The organism is Methylotenera sp., assembly GCF_013141425.1.
Classification (GTDB): domain Bacteria; phylum Pseudomonadota; class Gammaproteobacteria; order Burkholderiales; family Methylophilaceae; genus Methylotenera.
The window spans coordinates 19,407-46,102 of record NZ_JABFRA010000042.1 but is presented as its reverse complement, the minus strand read 5'-3'; the positions used below and the strand labels follow the sequence as shown (position 1 = coordinate 46,102).

The 26,696-nt window shown below is 43.2% G+C and carries 17 protein-coding genes; 6 read left to right on the top strand and 11 right to left on the bottom strand.

Annotated features, from left to right (window positions below; genetic code table 11):
- The first annotated feature begins 108 nt into the window (after positions 1 to 108).
- From lapB to HOO90_RS03590, 3 genes are all read left to right on the top strand, one after another.
- The gene (gene lapB, locus HOO90_RS03600) at positions 109 to 1,305 is read left to right on the top strand and encodes a lipopolysaccharide assembly protein LapB (protein WP_292839550.1); all 1,197 of its coding nucleotides are present in this window, start codon (positions 109 to 111) and stop codon (positions 1,303 to 1,305) included.
- A 15-nt stretch (positions 1,306 to 1,320) separates the two neighbouring features.
- Positions 1,321 to 2,028 carry an orotidine-5'-phosphate decarboxylase gene (gene pyrF, locus HOO90_RS03595; protein WP_292839548.1) on the top strand — a complete coding sequence of 236 codons (708 nt, stop codon included), beginning with the start codon at positions 1,321 to 1,323 and terminating at the stop codon, positions 2,026 to 2,028.
- A gap of 178 nt (positions 2,029 to 2,206) precedes the next feature.
- The gene (locus HOO90_RS03590) at positions 2,207 to 2,827 is read left to right on the top strand and encodes a helix-hairpin-helix domain-containing protein (RefSeq protein WP_292839547.1); all 621 of its coding nucleotides are present in this window, start codon (positions 2,207 to 2,209) and stop codon (positions 2,825 to 2,827) included.
- Positions 2,828 to 2,917: 90 nt separating this feature from the next.
- Here the strand turns inward: HOO90_RS03590 and HOO90_RS03585 are convergent, their stop codons facing one another.
- On the bottom strand, positions 2,918 to 3,376 hold the full coding sequence (locus HOO90_RS03585) for a hypothetical protein (RefSeq protein ID WP_292839545.1): 459 nt from the start codon (positions 3,374 to 3,376) through the stop codon (positions 2,918 to 2,920).
- Positions 3,377 to 3,525: 149 nt separating this feature from the next.
- The gene (gene metG, locus HOO90_RS03580) at positions 3,526 to 5,601 is read right to left on the bottom strand and encodes a methionine--tRNA ligase (RefSeq protein WP_292839543.1); all 2,076 of its coding nucleotides are present in this window, start codon (positions 5,599 to 5,601) and stop codon (positions 3,526 to 3,528) included.
- 238 nt (positions 5,602 to 5,839) lie between these two features.
- Between metG and apbC the strand changes: the two genes are divergently transcribed.
- Positions 5,840 to 6,928: an iron-sulfur cluster carrier protein ApbC gene (gene apbC / locus HOO90_RS03575; protein ID WP_292839541.1), complete on the top strand. Its 1,089-nt coding sequence runs from the start codon at positions 5,840 to 5,842 to the stop codon at positions 6,926 to 6,928.
- Positions 6,929 to 6,931: 3 nt separating this feature from the next.
- Positions 6,932 to 7,483 carry a peroxiredoxin gene (locus HOO90_RS03570; protein WP_292839539.1) on the top strand — a complete coding sequence of 184 codons (552 nt, stop codon included), beginning with the start codon at positions 6,932 to 6,934 and terminating at the stop codon, positions 7,481 to 7,483.
- A gap of 14 nt (positions 7,484 to 7,497) precedes the next feature.
- On the opposite strand, the gene HOO90_RS03565 is transcribed toward HOO90_RS03570, so the two are convergent.
- The 4 genes from HOO90_RS03565 to HOO90_RS03550 form a co-directional block, all read right to left on the bottom strand.
- Entirely contained in the window at positions 7,498 to 7,917 is a 420-nt protein-coding gene (locus HOO90_RS03565; RefSeq protein WP_292839537.1) for a group II truncated hemoglobin, read from the bottom strand.
- 30 nt (positions 7,918 to 7,947) lie between these two features.
- Complete coding sequence (gene purT, locus HOO90_RS03560; RefSeq protein WP_292839535.1) at positions 7,948 to 9,147, bottom strand: formate-dependent phosphoribosylglycinamide formyltransferase; 1,200 nt, start codon at positions 9,145 to 9,147, stop codon at positions 7,948 to 7,950.
- 110 nt (positions 9,148 to 9,257) lie between these two features.
- A complete protein-coding gene (locus tag HOO90_RS03555) occupies positions 9,258 to 11,765 on the bottom strand; it encodes an FtsX-like permease family protein (protein ID WP_292839533.1) in 2,508 nt (835 codons plus the stop codon).
- Positions 11,762 to 12,448 carry an ATP-binding cassette domain-containing protein gene (locus tag HOO90_RS03550; RefSeq protein ID WP_292839531.1) on the bottom strand — a complete coding sequence of 229 codons (687 nt, stop codon included), beginning with the start codon at positions 12,446 to 12,448 and terminating at the stop codon, positions 11,762 to 11,764. The genes HOO90_RS03555 and HOO90_RS03550 overlap by 4 nt, the downstream gene beginning before the upstream one ends.
- A gap of 47 nt (positions 12,449 to 12,495) precedes the next feature.
- On the opposite strand from HOO90_RS03550, the gene HOO90_RS03545 reads away from it, so the two are divergent.
- Complete coding sequence (locus HOO90_RS03545) at positions 12,496 to 13,182, top strand: arylesterase (RefSeq protein ID WP_292839529.1); 687 nt, start codon at positions 12,496 to 12,498, stop codon at positions 13,180 to 13,182.
- Here the strand turns inward: HOO90_RS03545 and tilS are convergent.
- The 5 genes from tilS to HOO90_RS03520 form a co-directional block, all read right to left on the bottom strand.
- Positions 13,171 to 14,565 carry a tRNA lysidine(34) synthetase TilS gene (gene tilS / locus HOO90_RS03540; protein WP_292839528.1) on the bottom strand — a complete coding sequence of 465 codons (1,395 nt, stop codon included), beginning with the start codon at positions 14,563 to 14,565 and terminating at the stop codon, positions 13,171 to 13,173. The genes HOO90_RS03545 and tilS overlap by 12 nt on opposite strands.
- Positions 14,534 to 15,505 (bottom strand): acetyl-CoA carboxylase carboxyltransferase subunit alpha, encoded by a 972-nt coding sequence (locus HOO90_RS03535; protein ID WP_292839526.1) that lies wholly within the window; start codon positions 15,503 to 15,505, stop codon positions 14,534 to 14,536. Before HOO90_RS03535 ends, tilS begins: the two co-directional genes overlap by 32 nt.
- Positions 15,506 to 15,572: 67 nt before the next feature.
- Entirely contained in the window at positions 15,573 to 19,067 is a 3,495-nt protein-coding gene (dnaE, locus tag HOO90_RS03530; RefSeq protein ID WP_292839524.1) for a DNA polymerase III subunit alpha, read from the bottom strand.
- A gap of 613 nt (positions 19,068 to 19,680) precedes the next feature.
- Positions 19,681 to 24,789: an Hpt domain-containing protein gene (locus tag HOO90_RS03525; protein WP_292839522.1), complete on the bottom strand. Its 5,109-nt coding sequence runs from the start codon at positions 24,787 to 24,789 to the stop codon at positions 19,681 to 19,683.
- An 87-nt stretch (positions 24,790 to 24,876) separates the two neighbouring features.
- The gene (locus HOO90_RS03520; protein ID WP_292839520.1) at positions 24,877 to 26,637 is read right to left on the bottom strand and encodes a methyl-accepting chemotaxis protein; all 1,761 of its coding nucleotides are present in this window, start codon (positions 26,635 to 26,637) and stop codon (positions 24,877 to 24,879) included.
- Positions 26,638 to 26,696 lie beyond the last annotated feature (59 nt).

Here is a 26,696-nt window from a genome sequence, read left to right as displayed (position 1 = left end):
AATTTAAGCTAAAATTACAGTTGTGGAATACATCATGTCTTTAATACCTAATCAAGCATGTCTCCATTAAATATTTTCCACAATAAAATATCAATAAAGTGAATCTACATGGAATTTGAATTTTGGTGGTTATTAGCACTACCGCTATTTTTCAGCCTTGGCTGGCTGGCAGCTAGAGTTGACCTTAAGCAATTGTTAGCGGAATCCACCGCATTACCTGCAGCCTATTTTAAAGGCTTAAATTTCCTGATTACCAATCAACAGGACAAAGCTATTGAAGCCTTTACCGAGGCGGTACAAGCAAATACCGACTCACTCGAATTACATTTTGCATTAGGCAGTTTATTTAGAAAACGTGGCGAAGTTGACCGAGCCATTCACTTACACCTGAATTTACTCGAAAAAAAGGAACTCGAACCGCAACAAAAATTAGCGGTTACCGCTGAACTTGCACAAGATTACCTAAAAGCGGGGCTGCTTGACCGCGCAGAGGAACTCTTTGAGTCACTCAATGATGATCGGTATCGCCAACCTGCCTTGCGTGCGCTGCTTGAAATCTACGTGCGTGAACGCGAATGGGAACGGGCAATTAAAGCTGCAACGGAGTTGGAAAGACTCTCAGGCGTACCATTTCGTATTGAAATTTCACATTACTATTGCGAAATGGCGATCAAATCAAAACTTGCCAATGACACACATACCGCCAGATTCGAACTGGATCAGGCGCTAAATGCAAATAAAAATTGTGTGCGCGCAAACGTGCTTTTGGGTGATATGGAAGCCGAAGCCGATGCCCATAAAGAAGCTATTTCAACTTGGCGCAGAATCGAATTTCAACAACCCGAATATTTAGGCTTAATTGCACCTAAATTGCTTGCTAGCTTTCGCGCAATTAAACAAACAGCAGAAGGTTTAGCACTTCTGCAGTCCTATTTGCAAAATTATAAATTACCCACACTGATTAATGTACTTTATGAAGCTACATTAGCAGAAAATGGGCCTGAAAGTGCAGCCATATTAGCGCGTACTGAGCTTATTAAAATGCCTAGTTTAAGTGTTTTAGATCAACTTTTGCAGGCCAGAACGATTGCAATTAAGCAACAAACTGACCAAGCAGAAAATACTACTTTTAAAGACATTCAATTTAACGACCTTCAATTAATGCAACAAACTGTTCGGCATGCCATTGGCAATAAAACAGCCTACCACTGCGAACAATGCGGTTTTAAAGCCAAATACCACCATTGGCAATGTCCGGCTTGCAACGCGTGGGAAGCGTTACCTGCCGAACCCAGTGCAATCTAATAAAAATTAATCACCATGAAAAACGACCAAAAAATTATTGTTGCACTAGATTATCAAGACGCAGCAAGCGCACTCAACTTAGTCAATCAACTTGATCCATCACTCTGTCGAGTGAAAGTTGGTAAAGAACTCTTTACCAGCACAGGTCCGAAGTTTGTTGAGCAGTTGACTCATGCCAATTTTGGTGTTTTTTTAGATTTAAAATTCCATGACATTCCTAATACTGTCGCAAAAGCTTGTTCGGCGGCCAGCAATCTAGGTGTTTGGATGCTAAACGTTCATGCGAGCGGCGGCTTAGAAATGATGCAGGCTGCACAGCAAGCCATTCAAAATACCAATTCCAAACCACTACTCATTGCGGTCACCGTTCTAACCAGCATGAATCAACATAGCCTAAATCAAATTGGCATTCAAACAGAGTTAACGACGCATGTACTCAATCTTGCCAAATTAACGAAACTGGCAGGTTTAGATGGCGTAGTTTGCTCTGCGCTTGAAGCAAATATGTTGCGTTTACAGTTCGGTGATGATTTCTGCTTAGTAACTCCCGGTATACGCCCTGCAAATGTCAACCAAGACGATCAGTCACGCGTTGTCACGCCAGCGGATGCACTTAAAAATGGATCGAGTTATTTAGTAATAGGTCGGCCAATTACTCAAGCCGAGAATCCACAAAAAGCATTAGAAGCCATCTATAACGAATGTATTTCTGCAAAAACATAAGATGATTTTGTTATAGCATTATAAATTACTGCTATTTGTATAATGGTTACTTTATAAGCTATGATTTAGCATTAATTCAAATTTGTTGAATAATGATTTATTACCGTGTTTAGATTTACTAATTGCATCTTAATTAACTTAACTTAACTTAATTTACTTATCTTACGGAGAAATAAAAATGAAAAAAATGTTATTAGCTTTACTAACCTTTTTAAGCTTTAGCTTAAGCGCGCTAGCCGGTGTAAATATCAATACCGCCAGCCAAGCGGAACTTGAAAGCCTAGATGGCATTGGACCAGTAAAAGCACAAGCAATTATCGATTACCGCAAAAAAAATGGTAATTTCAAATCGATTGATGATTTAGAAAAAGTCGAAGGCGTTGGTCCAGTAACACTGCAAAACGTACGTAAAGACATCTCAGTAAATGGCGCTACAACTGCAGTTGCCAAATCAACAGATAGCAAATCAACAAAAGAGGCTAAGCCAGCCAAGGAAAAAGCAGAAAAAACTGACAAAGCGGCCGTGACTACCGACAAACCAGCAAAAGCAGAAAAATCAACGAAAGATAAAGATGCTAAGAAGTCAGAAAAAGTAGAAGACAAATCTGCTGCGAAAGAGCAAGAAAAAGCAGATAAAAAAGCGGCTAAAGAAGCTGAAAAAGCGGAGAAAAAAGCAGCTAAAGAGAAAGAAAAAGCAGATAAAAAAGCAGCCAAAGAGGCAGCAAAGGCTGAAAAAGCAAAAGCTAAAGCAGATAAAGAAGCCGCAGAAAAAGCTAGAAAAGAAGCCGCTAAAAAATAATCCGTTAGCGACATTACTAAAACAAAAAGCCCCTGTTCGGGGCTTTTTGTTTTTTTTAGGCTACTTTGAATAGCATATCTGTACTAGGTATTAATCATCGTGTTGATCATGGTGGCGCTTATGTCTTTTATGTTTTTTATGTTTGTTGTATCGACGATTGTCATAATTTCGATTGGAGTATCGATCTGGCTCGGCAATGACCTTGCCAATTACAGCCCCACCAGCACCGCCTGCACCCGCACCAACAATTGCTCCCGTTTTACTTCCAGTCACCTTACGGCCCACGTAAGCACCGCCACCCCCGCCAACAGCACCACCGATAACAGCTCCCGTTTGACCTTCTCCTTTTGTAGTAACGGCACCACCCAAACCACCACCGACCGCACCACCAACAACTTCTCCCGTGCTACCGCCAACGACACCGCCAATTGCAGTACCCGCAGCGGCACCTAAGCCACCACCTAATATAGTTTTAACATTGCTATCATCTGCCATTACTTGGCCAGAAAACAATAGTGCTAGCAATAATTGAATTTTTATAAATTTCATTTACATTTCCTTTTCTAAGGCAAAAATTGTTATTTAGCATAAAACTACTAAACAAAAGTTAAGCAGGCACTTATGTATTCACCTGAATGACATTTAATCATGAACTCGTGTGAATTTTTCCCACGCCTAACTTTTTAAGCATCATATCATTATTTAACGCGCATGCCTAACGTTGCACCTGCATCTGGACTCAAAATGAAGGGGCCTCCCTGTTCATCACTTGCAGCCAACACCATACCTTCACTCAAACCAAATTTCATTTTACGTGGCGCCAAATTAGCCACCATGACTGTTAGTCGTCCAATCAATGTTGCAGGGTCATATGCCGATTTAATACCAGCGAATACTTGTCTAGGCTTATCTTCACCAATATCAAGCGTTAATTTAAGTAATTTTTCCGCACCTTCCACGTGTTCAGCACTAACGATTTTAGCGATACGTAAATCTACTTTAGTGAAATCATCAATGCTGATGTATTCGGCCTCCGCGATTTCTGCATTGGCTTCATTTTGCTGATGTGCTGCATGGTGCTGTTCCGAATGCGCTTGTGGGGCTGCTGTGGCTTGTAAGTTTTCCTTATTTGCTTCTGTCATCGTTTCAATGAGTTTTGGGTCGATACGTGTAATCAAGTGCTCATAGGCATTAATAGTGTGATCCTGCACCAGTGAACTATCTACACTATTCCATGATAAGGAAGCTATATTAAGAAATTTTTCAATATTTTCAGCCAGTTTAGGCAAGACAGGCTTAAGGTACAAAGTCAACAAGCGAAACATTTCAAGGGCATCTGAGCAAACCTGCTGCAAAACCGCATCTTGCCCTGCTTGCTTGGCGATTACCCAAGGCGCTTTTTCTGCGACAAAACCATTAGCAGCGTCTGCCAAGCGCATAATTTCGCGCAAGGCCTTACCATACTCGCGAATCTCATAATTTTCAGCGATGGTCTGCGCAGATAATTTAATTTCATTAACTACCACATTATTGACTGAGGGCGCTAATTTTCCATCAAAGCGTTTATTAATAAAGCCAGCCGTACGACTGGCAATATTGATGTATTTTCCTACTAAATCGCTATTCACACGCGCTACAAAATCATCCAAACTTAAATCAATGTCTTCCATGGTGCTATTAATTTTTGCTGCATAGTAATAACGCAAATACTCTGGATTTTTAACGTGGTCTAAATAGCTACGAGCCGTTATAAAGGTACCCCGCGACTTACTCATTTTCTCGCCGTTGACGGTTAAAAAGCCATGCGCAAAAATTTGTGTAGGTTTACGGTGTCCGCTGAACTCTAGCGTTGCCGGCCAGAATAACGCATGGAAATACAGAATATCTTTACCGATAAAATGATAGAGCTCTGTTTTGCTGTCATTAGACCAATATTCATCAAAATCCAGACCTTTAGCTTGGCAAAGGTTTTTGAAACTCGCCATATAGCCGATAGGTGCATCTAGCCACACATAGAAGTATTTTCCTGGGGCATCTGGAATTTCAAAACCAAAATATGGCGCATCACGGGAAATATCCCAGTCATTCAAACCATTTTCAAACCACTCACCCATTTTGTTGGCTGCTTCACCCTGAAGCGTGCCTGAACGTGTCCAATCTTTTAGAAACTGCTCACATTCTGAAAGTTTGAAAAAGTAATGTTCTGTTTCTTTGCGTATTGGTGCTGCCCCTGAAACGGCCGAATAAGCATTAATCAACTCTGTTGGGTTATAAGTTGCGCCACAGACTTCGCACGAATCGCCATATTGGTCTTTTGCATGACATTTTGGACACTCACCCTTAATAAAACGGTCTGGCAAAAACATGTTTTTAACTGGATCGTAGAACTGTTCTATGGTTTTTGTGGCGATTTTTCCGTTAGCTTTTAATTTTTTATAAATACTTTCCGACAACTCCTTATTTTCAGGCGCATTGGTTGAATGGTAATTATCAAACGCAACCAGGAATTCGCTAAAATCGGCCAAATGCTCCTTATGAACACCGTCAATCAAAGCTTCTGGAGTGATGCCTTCTTTTTCTGCGCGTAACATAATCGGCGTTCCGTGCGTGTCATCCGCACAAACATAATGCACGATATTTCCTTGCATTTTTTGATAACGCACCCAAATATCAGTTTGAATATATTCCACCAAATGACCTAAATGGATGCTGCCATTTGCATACGGAAGCGCAGAGGTAACGAGAATTTTACGAGGAGTATTTGCAGTTGCCATGAGATAAATGGATCTATTAAGCTAAATCGCTATTCTAGCAAATGACGCAGGCTTAACCCAGCGCTGATTGTTGATTTGTGCGAAATGAACCGAGAATCCACATTCCAACAAGTGATAGGTTTAGGCAAAATTGAATTTTAAACGCTAGAATCAATCTGACAATTACGCATACAATCGGTTAAAATACCTTATCTTTTTACTCAAGTAACACTATTTATTTTTAATCAGGAATTTCGGCATGGCAATTTCAGAATTACTCATCCAAAGCACACTAAAGGTTTGCATAGACCCAAATACCGGTAAAGATTTCATAAGCAGCAAGTCTGCGAAAAACATTCAAATTAACGGCAATGATGTGAGTGTTGATATTGTGCTCGGTTATCCAGCAAAATCTGTGATGTCAGACGTAAAAACACTAGTGAATAATGCGCTCAAAGACTTGCCCGACGTTGCCAATGTGACCGTGAACATTGGCAGCCGCATCGTGGCACATAAAGCCCAACAAGGCGTGACTTTGTTGCCAAATGTGAAAAATATCATTGCAGTGGCTTCGGGTAAAGGCGGTGTAGGTAAGTCAACGACATCGGTTAACTTAGCTTTGGCATTAGCTGCTGAAGGCGCAACAGTAGGCCTACTAGACGCCGACATTTACGGCCCTAGCCAGCCGCAAATGCTAGGCATTCATGGTCGCCCAGAAAGCACCGATGGTAAAACTATGGACCCAATGCAGGCACATGGCATTCAAGCCATGTCAATTGGCTTTTTAATTGACGCTGACACGCCGATGGTTTGGCGCGGACCTATGGTAACGGGTGCACTAGAACAATTATTGCGCGAAACAAAATGGCGCGATTTGGATTACCTGATCATCGACTTACCGCCAGGCACGGGCGACATTCAACTGACACTTGCACAAAAAATTCCTGTTACTGGCGCCATTATTGTTACTACACCACAAGATATTGCCTTACTCGACGCACGCAAGGGTTTAAAAATGTTCGAGAAAGTTGGCATTCCTATTTTAGGCATTGTAGAAAACATGAGTACGCACATTTGTAGCCAGTGTGGACATGAAGAGCATATTTTTGGCGCAGGTGGTGGCGCGCTGATGTGTAAAGATTACAATGTAGATTTACTCGGTAGTTTGCCTCTAAACATTAGCATCCGCGAGCAAGCGGATAGTGGAAAACCCACGGTGATAGCAACTCCAGACTCTAAAATATCAGGTATTTATAAAGAAATAGCCCGTAAAGCAGCCATAAAGATTGCCAATGCCAGCTTAGATCACAGCGGTAAGTTTCCTAATATTGTGATTCAGAATACCTAAATTTTGAACCTTTCAGGATTACCAAGTAACCTACCTACACCAATAGATGATGGGGCTGCTAAACACATAGAAGGGCTGTGTCTACCTAGCATACAGTTAAGATCAACGGATGGCAGTTTTATCAATATTGACAACTTGACTGGCAAATCTGTCCTTTACTTTTACCCAATGACAGGGCAGCCTAATGTTGCGCTACCTGATGATTGGGACACTATCCCTGGCGCACGAGGCTGTACACCACAGTCATGCAGTTTCAGAGATTATTTTGCTGAATTAAAATTATTAAACACGAATATTTATGGGGTTAGTTCACAAACCACAGAGTATCAACTTGAAGCCAAGTTGCGCTTACATCTGCCATTTGAGTTATTAAGCGATAGTCAATTACAACTTAAATATCTACTTGGTCTGCCTGTATTTAATGTGGGAGAACTTGAACTCTATAAACGCTTAACGATGATTATTGATAAAAATCACATAGTCAAAGTGTTTTATCCAGTATTCCCACCAGACAAAAATGCTGAAGTTGTTATTGAGTGGTTAAGAACCAACTAAGTAAATACTAAAATTTACTGATTGCGCATGAAATCAGCCACACCGTAAAGCTGTTCTGCCAACCGCTTCATCAGCAGTTCATCATAAGCTAATTGATGCATGGCTTTAATCATGCAGTACATCCACTGGTCGCGTGCGGATTCATCAATTGCAAAGGGTAGGTGTCGTTTACGCAACATGGGGTGGCCGTAGCGTTCAATATATAACTGTGGGCCACCGGTCCAACCAGTGAGGAACATAAACAGTTTCTCTCGTGCCGAGGTTAAATCAGTTTGATGCATGGCCCGAATGGGTGCGGCTTTAGGGTCACTGTCCATCACATCGTAAAATGCTTCCACCAATTTACGGATGTTTTCTGTGCCTTTCGCTTCGCCGCCTAGCAATTCAAAAAACGTAGTTTTACTCGCGCCCGCTTCTTCTACTTTATTCAGCATGTCTGTTGTTTCAATCTGACTTTTATTTGTTTAGGCGACTTTAGGTTTTACTAGACTGGCGGCTAACTGTGCTCGGCTTCGTGCTTCGTCGGTATTAGAACCCGTTGCCAAAGCCACCCCCATACGTCTTTTAACAAAAGATTCTGGCTTGCCGAATAGACGAATATCGCTACTAGGCACAGCCAATGCGGCTTCAACACCATCAAACACCAGGCTCTTGGTTTCGTGCTGGCCGTAAATTACCGCACTCGCACCTGGTTCGCGTAAGTTCACATCGACAGGCAAACCTAAAATGGCGCGAGCATGTAAATCAAATTCACTAAAGCGCTGGCTGGCCATGGTCACCATGCCGGTATCATGCGGACGCGGGCTAACTTCACTGAACCAGACCTTATCGCCCTTGATAAACAATTCCACACCGAATAGACCAAGGCCACCCAAGCTATCAGTTACAGCCTTTGCGATACGTTTAGATTCTTGCAATGCGCCTGTAGTCATTGCCTGTGGTTGCCAGCTTTCAACGTAATCGCCATTTTTCTGCACGTGGCCGATAGGCTCACAGAAATAGGTTTGCACTTCAGCTTGGGCATTTTTTGCTCGTACCGTGAGCAAAGTGATTTCGTAATCAAAATCAATCTGACCTTCTGCAATCACCACACCTTGATTCACCCTACCGCCAGAGGCTGCGTAATTCCACGCCGTTTTAACTTCGCTTGCATTAGTGATGCGAGATTGCCCTTTACCAGACGACGACATGGTAGGTTTAATGAAGCATGGGTAGCCTATTCCTGAATCAATGGCGGCTTGCAGTTCAGCTTCGCTACGCGCAAAAGCATAAGGTGAGGTTGGTAGTTTAAGTTCTTCCGCCGCCAGCCTGCGAATGCCCTCACGATTCATGGTGAGTTGTACCGCCTTAACCGTTGGAATTACTATTGCGATACCTGCAGATTCAATATCCGCAAGCGTGTTGGTATTTAGTGCTTCAATCTCAGGCACGATTAGATGGGGCTTTTCTTGCGCGATTAACTCACGCAAAGCCTTATCATTCGTCATGTCGATGGTGTAGGCACGATGCGCTACTTGATGACCTGGTGCATTTTTATAACGGTCTACTGCGATGACTTCTACACCTAAGCGCTGCAGCGCAATAATAACTTCTTTACCTAATTCGCCGCTCCCAAGCAACATAACACGTGTGGCGCTTGGACTTAATGGGGTACCAATTTGCATGACATTCTTCCAGTTTTTGATTGCCTCAATCATAACATGTGAGGCATTTCGGCGTCATTGCAGAATAAGCGTAGTTGTTAATTTAATGTGTGATTAAATAGAGAAATTATTTAAATACTATTCAACAACTGTCTCGGAGCTACATTCAAAAACCCACGCAGTACTAACCAAGCCGCCAGCGGAATTAGAATCGCAGCGCCCAACATAGCACTCAGGGCTAATGTCAGGTTAAATTGAAACGGAATATCCAACACATACGCACTAAGATAATACGCCAGAAGATTAGCCGCCACCGTAGCGACGACTGCAGCGATTATGCCAATACTAGCGAACTCGCTAATATAAGCTACACTCACCTGCCACCGAGAAGCGCCAAATACGCGCATCAGCGTCGCTTCCGTTACACGCTCTTGCCGAGTAGCTACTAAGGCTGAGTAGAGCACGGCCATCCCCGCGATTAAGCTGAAAATAAACACATACTCAATGGCACTGCTCATTTTTTGCATAATACCGCGCACTTGCTGCATCAGTGCTGCAACGTCAATCACGGTCAAGTTCGGATAAGTGCGAATCAGTTGATTCATCGGGGCATCAGCCCCTAAAGGCAAATGAAAGCTACTAATATAATTGGCAGAAAAACCCTCCAACACGCCCGGCGGTGCCACTGCAAAAAAGTTAGCGCGCATGGTGTCCCACTCAACTTTTCTAAGGCTGGTGACGGTCAGCGTAAGTGGCGTTCCTGCCACATCAAAATCCAATTGATCGCCTAGTTTTATGCCTAAGGTCTTGGCTAAATCTTGCTCAATTGACAAATAAGGCTTGCCATATTCCTGTGATGTCCACCAACGGCCTGACAATAACTTATTGTCACTTTGCATTTGTGCCGCCCACGATAAGTTGAAGTCACGTTCTGCTAGGCGTTTAGCACGCTCATCTTGCCACTGCGTTTTGCCGAGATCTTTGCCATTTTGACGAATCAAACGGCCTCGTACCATCGGAAAAATCGTGCCCCCCTTAATGTGTTGTTGCTCAAAAAATTGCTTAACCCCCGCAATTTGCGCAGGTTGAATATTAATGACAAACCGATTGGGCGCATCAGCAGGCAGCGAGGCCTGCCAGTTTCGTATCAAATCGCCGCGAATCAAGGCTAACAACATCAGCACCATAAGTCCCATACTGAAACCTATCATCTGCAAGGTAGACAAGCCAAAGCGACGCTTAAGACCAAGTACGCCTATCTTAATATCATTGAGCATGGGTCTTTGTGTTGATAAATTGAATAATCGATACGCTAAACCTACCAGAAGATACGAAATACCAACAATAGCTATGCAGAGTAGTGATAAGGCAAGGATTGTGGAGTAAGCCAACTTGATGTCACGCGCTTGCCAAAAAATCATTGCAACCATCACCACGATAGCAGGCAGAAATTTAGCTTGAGCAGAAACTGGCTGTGTCAGCGTGTCGCGTCGCAGAATGTTCATCGCCGTGAGATTGCGCATTTGCCAGGCGTGCGGCAATACCACGGCAAACATCATTGCAACGCTGGTGATGATGCCAAGCAACACAGGCATGGCAGAAGCGGGTGGCAGCGCTTCTAAAAACAAACTACCTGCTAACTTTGCTAACCCCAACTGGCCGATATATCCGAACGCCACGCCCAACAAGGCACTAAAGAATGCAATTAAAAGCGTTTGTATGGCTAACACTTGCAACACTACATTTTTAGAGGCGCCAAAACAGCGCATTAATGCAAATGCATCCAAAGTTTGCTTTATATAGGGCAAGCTGGAAAGCAACATCGCAGCCATTGCCAAAATCACACTGACCATGGCAGACAAGCCTAGAAACTGCTGCGCTTTTTCGAGTGCTGATTTAATTTCCGGACGCGCATTTCGCACATCTTGTATTTTCTCGCCGCGGCCTAATTCTGGTTTGGTTTGCGCAGAATATTGATTTACTTTCTGCGGACTGGAAGCAAGCAAGAGTTGGTATTTCACTCGACTGCCATATTGAATCAGTTTGGTAGAAGGCAAATCGGCTGCATTCATCATCAAGCGAGGTGCAAAACCAAACATATCTCCGCCACGTGATGGCTCACGTATTAATATTGCACTAACGGCTAACTGACGCTCGCCTACTTCAACTTTGTCGCCAATTTTCACATTGAGTAAATTCGCCAATCTAGGCTCAAGCCAAACATCGCCTAGGTTTGGAGTCGTTTTCACCACCTGACCTATATCTGTTGGGCCTTTACCGATTGTTAAATCACCTCTAAGCGGAAAACCTGCGGCAACCGCCTTGATTTCTGAAAGTTGATTTGTCTCGCCAAATACCACCATACTGGCAAACTCGTAGGTTTTAACCGTTGCTATGCCTTGATTCATAGCACGTTTCAAAAACCTATCTGGAATTTCATGATCGGACAATACCGCAAGGTCACCGCCGAGCAATAATCCGCCTTGCTGGTTAAGCGAGGTTTCGACACGTTGCGTAAAAAACCCTGTTGAAGTAATGGCAGCTACTGCCAAAACTAGCGAAAAAACTAAAACACGCAACGCGCCTGAACGCCACAAATTAAGGGTTTGCGTCCATGCCAAACGAACACTTAAATTCATGCAGTCACCACTTCATTTAGCACGCCATTCACTAATTTAAGCTGGCGTTGGCATCGATTCGCCAATACCGCATCGTGTGTCACTAAAACTAAGGTGGTCCCAGCCTCAGCGTTCATTTTGAACAATAACTCGATGATCACTTGCCCAGTCGCATTATCAAGATTACCTGTCGGTTCATCCGCAAACAATATGGCAGGCTGCGTGGCAAAAGCACGTGCGATTGCTACACGTTGCTGCTCGCCGCCTGAAAGTTGTTTAGGATAATGCAGCACTCGCGCGCTTAATCCAACTTTATTTAGCGCCCCTGAGCTCAGCTCTTTTGCATGGGGATGATTTTTTAATTGCAGTGGTAACATCACATTCTCTAAGGCTGTTAAAGAAGGCAATAACTGAAATGACTGAAAGACAAACCCCATACTGCTCGCGCGTATCGCCGCCCTGCCATCTTCATCTAAGCTGCTAAATGATTTGTTTAGGATTTGAACGCTACCACTACTTGGCACGTCCAAACCGGCTAGCAAGCTCAATAAGGTTGATTTTCCTGAACCTGAACTACCAATAATCGCCACTTGCTCACCAGCAAAAATAGATAAATTTAAATTCTCAAGTACGCGAATATGGTTATCATGGCTAATAAATTCATAGGTCAGGCGTTGTGCTTGAATGATAGGAGATTGTTGCATTGATTTTTTTCCGCTTTTTATTAATTTTTCAATCGTTCGTTGGTCGAATGTCTAAGCAAATTTATTTAGGACTTCAGGCTTTGAAGGCGCTACATTCAACAATAGCTTTGTTTAGTCTACTCGGGTTCAGTTTCGTTGCATGCGCTGCAACATTAAATGCAGAAAACCCTAAAACACTAGCTAAGACTAAAATCCTAGTTTATGGCGATAGTTTATCGGCTGCCTATGGCCTAGCCCAGCCACAAGGCTGGGTAGTGTTATTACAAAACAAACTCCAGCAACAAGGTTATCATTACGATGTCATCAACGCCAGCATTAGCGGCGAAACCACAAGCGGCGGCTTAACTCGCCTTAAAAATACGCTCGCCAAAACAAAGCCCACCCTCATCATTTTAGAACTCGGTGCTAACGATGGTTTGCGAGGCTTGCCAGTAACAGAAATGAAAGCCAACCTGAGCGCAATGATATCACTCTGCAAAAAAGCAAAAGTAAAAGTGCTACTGCTTGGCATGCGCATACCGCCTAACTATGGCCCTAAGTATACGGAGACCTTTCATCAAACCTATTTGCAATTAAGTCTGCAGCATCAAGTGGCACTTGTACCGTTTATGCTAGAAAATATCGCAGCAAAACCTCATTTGATTCAAAATGATAGCTTGCACCCGAATGCACTGGGACAACCACTGATACTCAACAACATCTGGCCAAAGCTAATAGTGATGTTAAATAAATAGTTGTGGTTCTATTACGGAATCTTGCCATGTAATCTCTAAACCTAGCTCACTCTTAGACGCTTGCAACTCATGTGCAACACCAATACTCGGCACAAAAGCCAAGTTATCGTGCCAGTAAACAAGTGGTAAATGCTCACGTTGCCATGGTGGAATATTTGCTTCTTGCAGTAGATGCTTAAGTGTACGGGTAGGTCTGAGTGCGTCTGGTTTAAAGCGTTCGCCACCTGCTCTCTTGGTAATTCTTAGTTTAGTCATGCCATGCTTTAGCGCCAAACCTGAACCAAGAACTTGCCTAAAATGCAATTGACCACCACTGGGTAAATTTAAATGCGGCTCTCCATTCCAAACCATATCAAATGATTTGGCCATATATTCTGTACACAAGTACGCACGTTGTTGATAGCGTTTCAAACTTAGATGTTGTAGCTGAATATCAATATTTGCATCGGATTTGGCATTGAGTAATTGATGAATGATTTCATTTAAATGGTCAGAAGTAGGCATCGCAAGTTGATTTTGCGAGAACCACCAGCGTAATAGATTCTTAACGCGAGGCTGGTCTAGTGCACTTAATCCTTGCACACACAAGCTATTCTTTTGCAGAATTTTTTTAGCATCAAGCTGCGCCAAAGCATCAAGCAAATCATTCGCTTCTGCTAAATGCGCAGCGGTTCTGGCGAGAACTGGCTTAACTGAAACATATCGAGCCTCTAAAATTGGCATTACTTCATGACGCACAAAATTACGCTCGTATTGCGTGTCATCGTTACTTTCATCTTCACACCACGCAATATTATGCTGCAATGCATAAGCGTGTAAGCTCTTGCGCGAAACATCTAGCAATGGGCGCAGCAAGCGTCGAGACGTGTCTATTGTCGCCATTGCAGACAGGCCTTTAACACCTGCGCCTCGGAATAATTGTAAAAGCAGCGTTTCAGCTTGATCGTCTTGATGGTGTGCGGTCAGAATAAAATCTGGCACAGTTCCATTTATCTGATAGTTGAGTAAAGCATCATATCGCAGTTGCCTAGCAGCGGCTTCAATGCCTAATTTGGCGTTTTTATCGACATTAACACGATTAATTTGAAGCGGCACCTTAACAAGCAGGCATTGTGCCTGGCAAAATTCTGCCCAAGTATCGGCATTTTTGCTTAAACCATGATGGACGTGGAATGCATGCAATTCAAAAGGGATTACTTGTTTAACGGCGGTGAGTAGATGCAATAAGACGCTAGAGTCTAAGCCGCCACTTAATGCCAACAGCACATGCTGATTGGACATTAAGTGACTACTTAAAAATTGAGTGAGTTGTAAAACTAAAGGATGGGTTACAGAAACTGTAACCTTCTTGTTACTTTTCTGCGACTTCTTTAAATTTGCCATAGCCCATTAAGCGCTCATAACGGCTAACCAATAAGGATTTAATTGATTTCGGTTTTAATTTGGCAAGCTCTTCTTTTAATGCACCACGCAGTGTCTCCATCACCACTTCTGGCGCACGATGCGAACCACCAAGGGGTTCTGGCACAATACGGTCAACCAAACCCAAAGCTTTGAGGCGCGTGGCGGTAATTGCAAGCGATTCGGCCGCTACAGAGGCTTTATCTGCGCTCTTATACAAAATCGAAGCACAGCCTTCAGGTGAAATAACAGAATATGTGCCGTATTGCAACATCAATAGCTGGTCAACCACACCCAGCGCCAATGCTCCGCCTGAGCCCCCCTCACCAATAATCACCCCGATAATAGGCGTTTTGAGTTCCGCCATCACGTATAAATTACGTGCAATGGCCTCTGATTGACCGCGTTCTTCAGCGCCGATGCCAGGATAAGCACCCGGAGTATCAATTAAGGTAATGATAGGGATACCAAATTTTTCTGCCAAACGGAATAAGCGTAGTGCCTTACGATATCCTTCTGGTCGTGGCATACCAAAGTTACGGTATTGACGCTCTTTAACATCGCGGCCTTTTTGATGGCCTATTACCATCACAGGCTGACCTTCAAACCGTGCCAAGCCTCCTACAATCGCGGGATCATCCGCATAAGCTCGATCACCATGCAACTCTTCAAAATCAGTAAACAAGCCTTGAATGTAATCTAATGTATAAGGACGTTGTGGATGACGCGCTAGTTGGGAAATTTGCCACGCACTTAAATTGCCGTAAATATCTTCCGACAGTTTTTTATTTTTCTTTTCTAATGCAATCAGCTCTTTAGAAATATCTAACGCTTCATTCGCGTCGTGCGCAGCTTGCAAACCTTCAATTTGGCTTTCAAGCTCTGCGATAGGCTGTTCAAAGTCTAGGTAACTTATTTTCATATATTGGTTTTCATCTATCTGACTTAATAATCGTAACTTTTACTTACAAGTCTATATCCTACAATGCTTAATTATATAGGATTTTTACGTTTTCACGACTTAACCACGCAGTTAATCCCGCAATCAGTTCTTCATGTAAATCAACACGCCAGTCATTGCCTAACATTAATTCTACTTTACTGGTTTTATTATGATATTCAATTTTAACTGCACAACCGCGCTGCTCATCGGCTGTGTTTTTGCAGTAAGGTTTTAACAGTTCTTTTAATTTAACGGCATCCGCTTGGCCATTGCATGAAATCTTTAGGAAACTGGCTTTACTGTTTCTGAGTGTTGGTAAATCATAAATCTTTCTAGCATTAACTCTTACGCCTCCAGAAAACTCATCATTACTGACACGACCTTCAATAATTACTAGTTGGTCATCTTTTAAAAAAGCTTGCTGCTGATTTAGCAATTCATTGTTAACAACCACTTCAACTCGTGTCGTGCCATCATCCAAACCAACAATCGCCATTTTACCACGGCCTGTCATACGAATACGCACCCCTGACACGATCCCCGCTAACAATTGCGGTTGTTCTTTCGGTGTTAAATTTGCAAGCGTCGTCGAAATAAACTGGCTCAAATCTTTTTGATAGGCCCAATAAGGATGGCCACTAAAGTAAAAACCAAGTGCAGCTTTTTCTTCCTGCAATCTTTGTTGCTCAGACCAATCTGGCACGGTTGGCAAAATATTTGCCGCTTTATCGGCAATTTCGCCAAACAAACTATTTTGATTGCTGTTTGCACTATTTTGCTCTGCTGCCGCCATCGCCATGGATACTCCTGCCAATAAAGCGTTTCGGCTTGGTGATAATTGATCAAATGCCCCGGCGCGAATTAATGATTCCACCACGCGCCGATTCACTTTACGCAAATCTAATCGATTGCAAAAATCGAATAAATCTTTAAATGGTCCGTCTTTTTTGCGGGCTTGCAGAATCACCTCAATCGCCGCTTGTCCAGTCCCTTTTACTGCGCCCAAGCCATATAAGATTTGTGTTTTACTTACAGGCGTAAATTTGTACTCACTTTGATTGATGTCTGGTGGCAAGACTTCAATCTGATTCGGTGCACAATCATCATAAAAGATATGCACACTGTCGGTATTATTCATGTCAGCAGACATGGTAGAAGCGAGAAACGCCGCTGGATAATGGGCTTTTAAATAGGCGGTTTGATACGCAACCAACGCATAGGCTGCAGCGTGTGATTTATTAAAACCATAGCCAGCAAACTTCTCCAGCAAATCAAACAGTTCTGTCGCCTGCCGCTCCGTCATATTATTTTTAATAGCACCTTCGGTAAAGGTTTTACGCTGCGCATCCATTTCTTCTTGCTTCTTTTTACCCATTGCACGACGTAGCAAGTCAGCTCCACCTAAGCTGTAGCCTGCAACGACTTGCGCGATCTGCATTACCTGCTCTTGGTAAACAGCAATGCCGTATGTTTCTTTTAAGATAGGCTCCGTGAGCGGATGTGGGTATTCCACGCGTTGTTTACCATGCTTGCGGCGACAAAAGTCTGGAATCAAATCCATCGGGCCCGGGCGATACAAAGCTACCAAAGCGATAATATCCTCAAAACAATCAGGCATCGCTTGCTTGAGCATGTCTTTCATGCCTTTAGACTCGAGCTGGAATACGGCTGTGGTATTCGCAGTTTTGAGCAGTTGGAAAGTTGCCTTGTCATTCAATGGTAAAGTTTCAAACGAGAGTGGCGGCAAGTTTTCAATAGCACGCTGTTTATTTGCATTCACCAACGCCAATTCTAAAATAGTCAGTGTACGTAAGCCTAAAAAGTCAAACTTCACTAAACCAACTGCTTCGACATCGTCTTTATCGTACTGACTAACTAAACTTGCGCCATCCGCCTGACAATACACTGGGGAGAAATCAGAGATTTTACCGGGTGAAATTAATACGCCTCCAGCATGCATGCCGATATTGCGGGTCAAGCCTTCCAACCTCAAAGCCAATTCTAATAGTTCGCGCAGTTCCTCTTCACTCTCACGGCGCTCGGCCAATTGCGGCTCTTTCACCAGCGCATCGGAAAGCGTAATGCCCAACTCCATCGGAATCAGTTTGCTAATGCCATCTACAAAATGAAACGGTAAATCTAATACACGCCCCACGTCTCGAATCACAGCCTTTGCCGCCATGGTACCAAAAGTGGCGATTTGAGAAACCGCATCTAAACCATATTTTTGTTTAACGTAATCAATGACACGATCTCGCCCCTCTTGGCAAAAATCAATATCAAAATCGGGCATCGAAACACGGTCAGGGTTCAAAAACCGCTCAAACAGCAAGTTGTATTCTAGCGGGTCTAAATCGGTAATGCCCAAACTATAAGCCACTACAGAACCAGCACCCGAACCGCGTCCTGGACCAACTGGCACGCCATTGTGCTTTGCCCACTGAATGAAATCAGCCACAATTAAAAAGTAACCTGCAAAACCCATTTGATTGATCACGTTCGTTTCAAAGTCCAAACGTGCATCGTAAGCCGGTTTTTTTGTGAGTCTTAGACTTTCCTCTGCATAAAGCACTTCTAAACGTTTTGCGAGGCCTCTACGAGCTTCTGTGACTAAGTATTCGTTTAAACTTTCATTATTCGGCGTTGGAAAATTAGGTAAATAATTCTTGCCAAGTGTGAGTGTTAAATTACAACGTTTTGCAATTTCCACACTATTGGTTAGCGCTTCAGGCATGTCGGCAAATAAAGCTGCCATTTCAGCTTGGGTTTTAAAATATTGCTCCATAGTGAAGTTTTTCGGGCGACGTGTATCGGCCAGCACATAGCCTTCTGAAATGCAGGTACGCGCCTCATGCGCTCTAAAATCATCGGGGGTGGTGAATTGTATTGGGTGGGTGGCAACCACTGGCAGATTTAAAGCATTTGCAATGGAACGCACCTGCTGAATGTAGTTTTCTTGCAAAGTTTTTAAACCGCCGTTATCTGCAGTGCTAGCAACGCGTTGCACTTCTAAATAAAATCGATTTGGAAACAATCTTTCCCAATCAGACGCTAACTGAAGTGCAAGTTTTTGGTTATCCTGTGCGCAAGCCAGACCCACTTCCCCTGCCAAAGCGCCAGATAATAAAATTAATCCTTCTGTCCCTGCTTCTTCAAACCATTCGCGCTTAAATTCAGCACGGCCTCGGTATTGGTTGCTAAGGTAGGCGCGACTCAATAATTGGCATAACAATAAATAGCCTGCGTGCGATTGGCACAACAACAGAATTCGCGAGGGCTGATCGCGATTGGCTGAATTTTCCAGCCAGATATCACAACCTAGAATAGGCTTAATACCTTTGCCACGAGCGGCCTTATAGAATTTAATCGCACCAAATAGATTACTTAAATCTGTCAACGCCAACGCAGGCATGTTGTCGTTCAGCGCGTGCTTTACATAGTCATCAATTCGCACAATACCATCCACAATGGAATACTCACTGTGACAGCGCAAATGCACAAATGAAAGGGCTTTTAAATCGAATTGACTAGTTTGTAACATAAGGCAAATTTTACCTTATTGGTGAAGTTTTAGAGAGCTAAAATTGGGTGAGTTAATGACAATAAATTTGCCTTAGCAAGAATATTGGTATTGACAATAAATTTGATTTACCACTGAAACGTCATATAAAGTCTGCTAGATCAGACTAATTCTAGTTATTGAATCCTGATAAGGCTCATAAACATCAATACAGACTTTCCATTTGATATTTAAAATAGTACTCAGTAAAAGCTTATATTTAACAATTAAAAAATAGGTTTAACTTAATTAAAACTAGATAAATACTGGTATAGCAAACTAGTGGCGATTCAGTTTGGTGAAATTTCTAAATAAAAAAGGGTGTGTTATGTTTGGTTCAACTGAAAATGCAGTGAGCTCTAAAAACGATTCGCACCCATTAAATCTAGACAATTCCGTCTACTTAAGTAGTGAATCTGATTCCAATCGTGAATTTCTGCCAAGTGAAGTAGGTAGGCAAAACCAATCTAATTCTGGTAGTAAGATTAAATTAGCCTGCCCGCTTCATGCTTTGCCGAATATAGAAAAATACAAGCTTCACAAAAATAAATGTATTTCTTTATTCGAGTCATTCGAATCGATTTTGAAAATTCAACTAGCCTTTAACTTGCAATAAGGCATTCACCTGCTCGATAAGCTCTTCATCTTGCACTGGTTTACCCAAGAACGCATTTACACCTAATTCTTTAGCTACGTTACGATGTTTTTCTGCAGTACGCGAACTAATCACAATCAAGGGAATATTGGTAGTTTTTTGATTATCTCGAACGTGGCGTGAGAATTCAAAGCCATCCATGCGTGGCATTTCAATGTCAGTCAGAATAATATCCGGGGTAAGGAGTTGAAGCTTTTGAATCGCATCCATACCATCATTGGCGGTCACCACTTCAAAATCTTCACGTTCCAATACGCGCGATAGCACCTTACGCATGGTCAGCGAATCATCCACCACGAGTGCGATTTTTTTCACATGCTCGACTACTGGTGCTACTGTAGTCACTTTAATTGCACCAACAGAAAGTGCTTCACGGTTAGCCAATTGCACTGGATTAATCACTAAGACGATAACACCATCCCCCAACACTGTAGCGCCTATCATGCCAGGTACACGTGCAAGTTGAGATCCAATCTGCTTCATCACCACCTCTTGGTTGCCGATAATTTCATCGACATGCAACGCGGTACGATAAGTACCACTTCGCAACAACACCACTGGAGTGTATACATGCTGTTGCGCAACATGATCAACTTCACCGATCAATTTAGATAAAAAGTGTATTGGATAATCTCGTCCAGCCCAGCTGACTTTGTGTGCTTGGTAGGCTGTAATTAAGTCGTTTTGTTTGAGCTTTTGCACTTGCTCCACCATCACCGATGGAATGGCAAACAGTTTATTGCCTACTCGCGCCATAATTACCTGCGCAACCGATAACGTCACCGGCAAGTAAACATTAAACATGGCGCCTTTGCCAGCAATGTTACTCACATCAATACGTCCACTCAATGCGGCAATATCGCTCCTTACCGCGTCCAGACCGACGCCACGGCCTGCAATCTGCGATACGCTATCTGCGGTAGTAAAACCGGGCTCGAATATCACCGCCATTAAAGCCTGGTCAGACAACTCTTGATTTACCGTAAAAAGTCCTTTTTCAATGGCTTTTTGTTTAACTTTTTCTAGATTAATGCCGGCTCCATCGTCCGTCACTACCAAGGTAATTTCATCATTTTCCAAACTAACTTTTAGCGAAATCTGGCCCGTCTCCGGTTTACCTAAACGTTTACGTTCTTCGCTAGACTCTAAGCCATGTGCAACGGCATTACGCAATAAATGTTCTAATGGAGCGCCCATTTTGTCTAGCACGCTACGGTCAAGCTCGATATTTTCGCCCTCAATGCTCATTTCAACGCGTTTGTTCAGTTCTCGCGCGGTTTGCCGTACTATACGTTGCAAGCGCTCAGAAATGGTAGCAAAGGGCAACATACGAACACCCATCAAGCCCTGCTGCAATTCACGGTTCATGCGGTTTTGTTGCTGCAATGCTGCGTCAGTCTGGTCTAGATTTAGTAGTAAGCCATGTTGTATCGTTGAAACGTCGTTGACACTTTCCGCCATCATCCGCGTTAATTCTTGCAAGCGGGTAAATCGGTCAAATTCCAAGGGGTCAAATGTCTCATTCGCTTCTTGTAACAAGCTCATTCGTGACTGCATTTGCGTTTCCGCTTCAATTTCCAGCTCACGCAAATAGCTACGCATTCGGCTTATGCTATCCGTTAAATCTACAGAGGACTGTTTGAAATATTGCATTTCTCTATCCATGCGTGAACGCATGATAGAAACTTCACCCGCCTCATTGATTAAACGATCTAAAACATCTGCGCGCATCCGCAAAAATTGTGATTTACGTTCAATCGAACGAGTTGGCGTGACATCAGTTGCTGCACCATCAACCTCCTGAGCATTGACTTTTACGCCGCCGGTAATATCTTCTAACATATAACCAATGCGATCAAACTCGGCAAACATCTCATCAAAATCATCTGAAGTCGCCCTGTGTCGTAGCGCATGAATGACTCTATCTTCCATTTTGTGAACACTGTCGCCGATATTCCCCTGCCCGGCCATGCGTGCACTACCTTTTAAGGTGTGAAGTGCACGTTGAAGTGAATCGGCAAATTCTGCTTCCTGTGGGTTAGCTCGCCAACCACGTAAATCTCGTCCTACTTGTGGCACTAATTCACGCGCTTCTTCTACAAACAAGCCTAATAATTCCTGATCGACAGCACCATCACGCGTCTTACTCGCTTGAAGTGCCTCCACTATGGCAGTTTCATCTAACACAGGCTCTGGTTGAACCTCTGCCTGAACAGTTTGTGCGTCATCTAAGGCAGAGTCCAGAACAGAATCTACTCGAACACCCGTATTTTCCGCTACTTTTGCTTTTGATTTTTTGGCTGATTTTTCGGCAACTTCTTCTTGCTCCAACTCTTGAACTGCCGCTTCTGCCTGTTGTGTTGCAATAGCCTGCATTTTGGCGGTAGACTCACTCAAAGCCAGAATCAATGCACGGGTTGATTTAGGATTTTTTAAAGCTTTTGCCTTTTCCAATCCATCGGCTAACGCTTTCACTACATTTCCATACAACGCGATAGACTGTGTGGTCCATCCCCCCGCATGCTCATCAAGCCAATGCTCCAAAGCGCGTGCCAAATCACCCGTAGATTTAAAGCCGGCAGTGAGGGCATTGCTACCTAAAGTGTGTGCGGCACGACGGCTTGCTTCGGACGGCAATTCATGGGTATCGGTGGCTAAAGATTTTTGTGCTTCAATCAACACCGCTAAATGTTGCTGAGCCTCTGCCAAGAATATATTGAAGAACGCTTTACTTAAAGTACGCGTGCCACCAATCAGCACTTCTTCTTTTTGTGGCTTAGGCTTTGTAACAGCCAAAGCATGCTCAAAAGCTTGTTCAAGTTCAGCCGCACGCTTTTGAAACGGTTCTGGATTTAATGTTACGGTATTATTCGCTTGCAATTCGGCTACCCAGCAAGCAAAAGCTGCACTGGTATTTTCTACAAAGCCTAACTGCTCATTCGTTGGAAAAGCCTTACGCTCCATCACTAAATTTAACAGCTTCTCGACTGACCATGCCACCTCACTCATCCCGACCAGACCCACAGTACGTCCACTACCTTTTAAGGTGTGATAGTCGCGACGCACTTCAACCAAGGCTTCGCTGTCAGTGGCATTTACGCGTAAAGCTTGCAAATTTTGTGCTAAGCTGGCTAATACTTCTTCTGCTTCCGTCAAGAAAATATCTTGCAATTCCAAATCAACTGCTTTATCTGTCACACCTTCCGATTCAGGTGGAATTACAGTATCATCCTGCGCAAGTGGAAGTGAAGAATTTTGAGCTGTAGATTCAACTTCAGCGAGCCTAACTTGAGTTTGACTTTGAGTTTCTTCAGCCTCAGTTTTCACTTCTAGGTATTCATCGAGTTCAAAACGAATGTTGAATGCTTTTGCACCTTGCTCTAGCCTTGCTAAGGCATTTGAAAGCGCCTGCTCTGACTCCACTCGCACTTTAGGCAGTTCTTCGGCATACAGTCCTAACATACTTAAACTCTCGGCGACGAGTTCGAATTGTGTAGCCCGTACCTCTATTGCTTCAGACGTTTTAAAATGATTCACATAAGCCGCACTCAATTGAGCGATAGTTTTTGGTAAAGGCATTTCCAGCATATCGAACGCCGCCACTACCTGTTGCAATGGTTTATTTGTCTCGTCCAGTACAACTACGTTATTAGGATTTCTAAAAAATGTATCCAAGGCTTTTTCAGCAACTTGCAAGGCACCAATAATTTGCTTAGCCACTGCACCAATAACATTTGCATCCAAGCTAGCGGTGGCAAAAGCTTCAACAGCGGGCGCAAGCGTTTTGCCTTTGACGAATGATTTTAAACGTGCAGTTTGCGTCGTGATTTTCTGCTCAGCTTCAGCATCTAATTGCAGATAATATTCACTGATATATTCCAGCAAATTGAGTGAGGCGGCAATTTCAATAAATGCCGTTTCATTGATTTTGCTCTTATCCGCTTTTAAGGCCATTACGGTCGAGTGAATCGCATTTATCAGCTTAAGTACTTTTTTATTACTTAAACTCAATAGCAACATGGCTAAATGATCAATTTTATCGGCAAAGGCTTCTAAATCAACAAAATAACTACTTGTACTAATCGTCGTCCATAAATCTTTTAGACTTGGTAACTCCGCATTCAATTGCGCCAATGCAGCACGCTCGGCTGAAGTGCCAGTATTGCCTGCAGAGCCTTCTGACGAAGGCAATAATTCTTCAAGTTCAAATAGCTTTTTAACCTTGGCGATATCTTCCGTTTTGCTATCACTAATCGCTACATAATAAAGCACATTTCGTAATAGCTGTGAGGGCGCCTTTGCCTCACCTAGAGCCATTTTACGCAGTTGCTGATCGAGCCTGCTACACAATTTTTTCGCACCAGAATCTTCAGCGATTTTATTTTGCCCGAGCGAATCTGCAAAAGCAGTTGCCGCCCACCAAAGCGTTTTTAGTGCACTTTTTTGCTGTACCTGTTGTACATTCGCAATCGCCTGGCGCATCGTATTTAACGAGCTAGAGTCTTTGCTTCGCAGCCAATCTAACAATGCTTTTTGGAAAACAATACGTTGTTCAGCAACAAATATTGGTACAGCCGTTTCTGCAATAGGATTCGCTGGTAAATCTTTAGGGGCGGTGTAACTGGTATCCGGATAAAACAAATCACTGATATCTAAGGGTTCATCCTGTAATTCGACCAAAGGCTTTAAGCTTTCATAAAGCTTGGTAGGCGTGTCCTGCATGCCGTTCAACAGGTCTTGTAAATACAAGTTTAGCGTATCAACGGCTTGTATCAAAGCAGCCATAACAGAGTCAGAAACGGCGATTTGCTGTTTTTCTATTTTACTGGTGAGTTTTTCAATTTCAGAACAGTAGCGTTTACAGCCTTCAAGACCGACCATATCTAACGCACCACTCACCTGATAAAGATGGGCCGTAGTAAAGCGTAAGCTAGCAAATTCACTTGGCTTATCGGCTACAACAACAAAACTATCTCGTGCTTTTTTAAGCGACTGATAAATTTCATCTTTTACCCAAGACAATGGGCCAATATCGAATGCTTCAGCCATTTTTAGCCCTAATATGATGATGCTTCATTGTCATTGGGTGATGAATCTTCCTGATTAACTAGCAAGCTTTTTACAAAGGAAACGCCGTTAAAGCTTGAAGCCAGCCACAGAAGCCCGCAGTTCTTCCGCCAATGAAGTTAGCTGGCCAACCGATTCTGCAGTCAATTGCGTACCTTCGGATGTTTGCGTCGTAATCTCTTGAATCAACTGCATGTTATTTGCAACCGTAGTCGCCGATTCCGTTTGCGCATTTGTTGCGATGGAAATCGATTGAATCAATCGCGCCAGATTATTGGTCACGGTTTCGATCTCAGTCAAGGCCTGACCTGCCGCATCCGCAACGCGCGCCCCTTCAACCACACCTTCGGTACTTTTCTCCATCGCCACCACCGCGCCATGCGTATCGGTCTGAATGGTTTTCACAATCGCACTAATCTGTTTAGTCGCTTCTGATGAACGTTCCGCTAGGCGTTGCACCTCTTCCGCAACCACGGTAAAGCCCCTTCCCGCTTCACCCGCTGAAGCCGCCTGAATCGCCGCATTCAAGGCTAGAATATTGGTTTGTTCGGTAATGTCTGAAATCAGCTCCACAATTTCACTAATCTCTTGAGAGCTTTCACCCAAACGTTTAATACGTTTAGAGGTTTCCTGAATCTGCGTACGAATTTCGTTCATTCCAGAAATGGTGTTTTGTACCGCCTGCGAACCTTGATTTGCCGCCTCTAGGGAGCGCTGTGCCACCTGAGAAGCTTGCGCCGCGTTACTTGAAACCTGCAAGATGGAGCGCGTCATGTCAGTTACCGCATCTGTTGTTTGCAGAATTTGTTCCGATTGCGTCTCTGCCGCAGATAACAACTGAGAAGAGGTATTTTGCGCAACCGAAGTGGCAGAAGTCACCTGTTCGGTAGCTCGATTAATCTCAACTACCAAGTCACGCAAGCTATCAATGGTATAGTTAATTGAGTCGGCAATCGCGCCAGTAATGCTGTCGCGTACTTCTGCTTTTACAGTTAAATCGCCATCTGCCAAGTCACCCATTTCATCCAGTAACTGCAACACAGCTTCTTGGTTGTCCTGACCCTCTTTTGCCAATTGATCAGTAAGTACACTCGATTGCTCAACTTGTTTTCGACCAAAAAAGTACATTAACAACACTAAAACTAAGGCTAGTAATAACAGGCCAAACAATACCAATTTAATAAAATTAGATTGCGATTGAACCAACTTGTCATTTTCTTGCTTAACTGCGGCAATAAAAACAATACCCGCTTGTTGAGCCACTTCAAAGGCTGCAGTTAAATCCGATAGCGGAGCGGATGCGGAAACAGTACCTAAAGGCAAGGACGGAATATAGCGGGTATGCGCCACCTGGAAAAAGTTTTCGCCTGCTTTAATCGCTTCATCTAAGGCGCCTTGCAACTTAGCGTTATCTAGATTTTTTTGCCAATAGGCGGAACGCTCTTTAAATAGGGCCTCATATTTTGCTGCATTCTCGAGTGCTTTGTCACGTTTCTCATTATTAAAGTTAGTAGAAGCAATATAAGCTTGATTGTAATAAGCGAAGGCATCGACCGGATATAGTGATGGCGGTGAACTATCGGCCGATAAATCTTGATAGGCTTTTAAGTCGTTGTAAACCGAACCATTTACACGCACTTGGTTAATCACCCAGAAACTCAAGGCTGCAAACACAATAAATGCGACAATTTGTAGGTAAAGTTGCCTAAAACTCGCTGACAAGCCCTCAGTTCGCGAAGTATTTAATTCACTGGCCCTGTTTTTTAAACTGATTAAGAATTCACCGATTTTTACAGGCAAGTTTTTTATAACCGCTAGATCTAATGCCATTTTGAACCCCAATTCACAAAATGATTATGCTTTATACAAGCTATTTTTAGCTTTTCTAA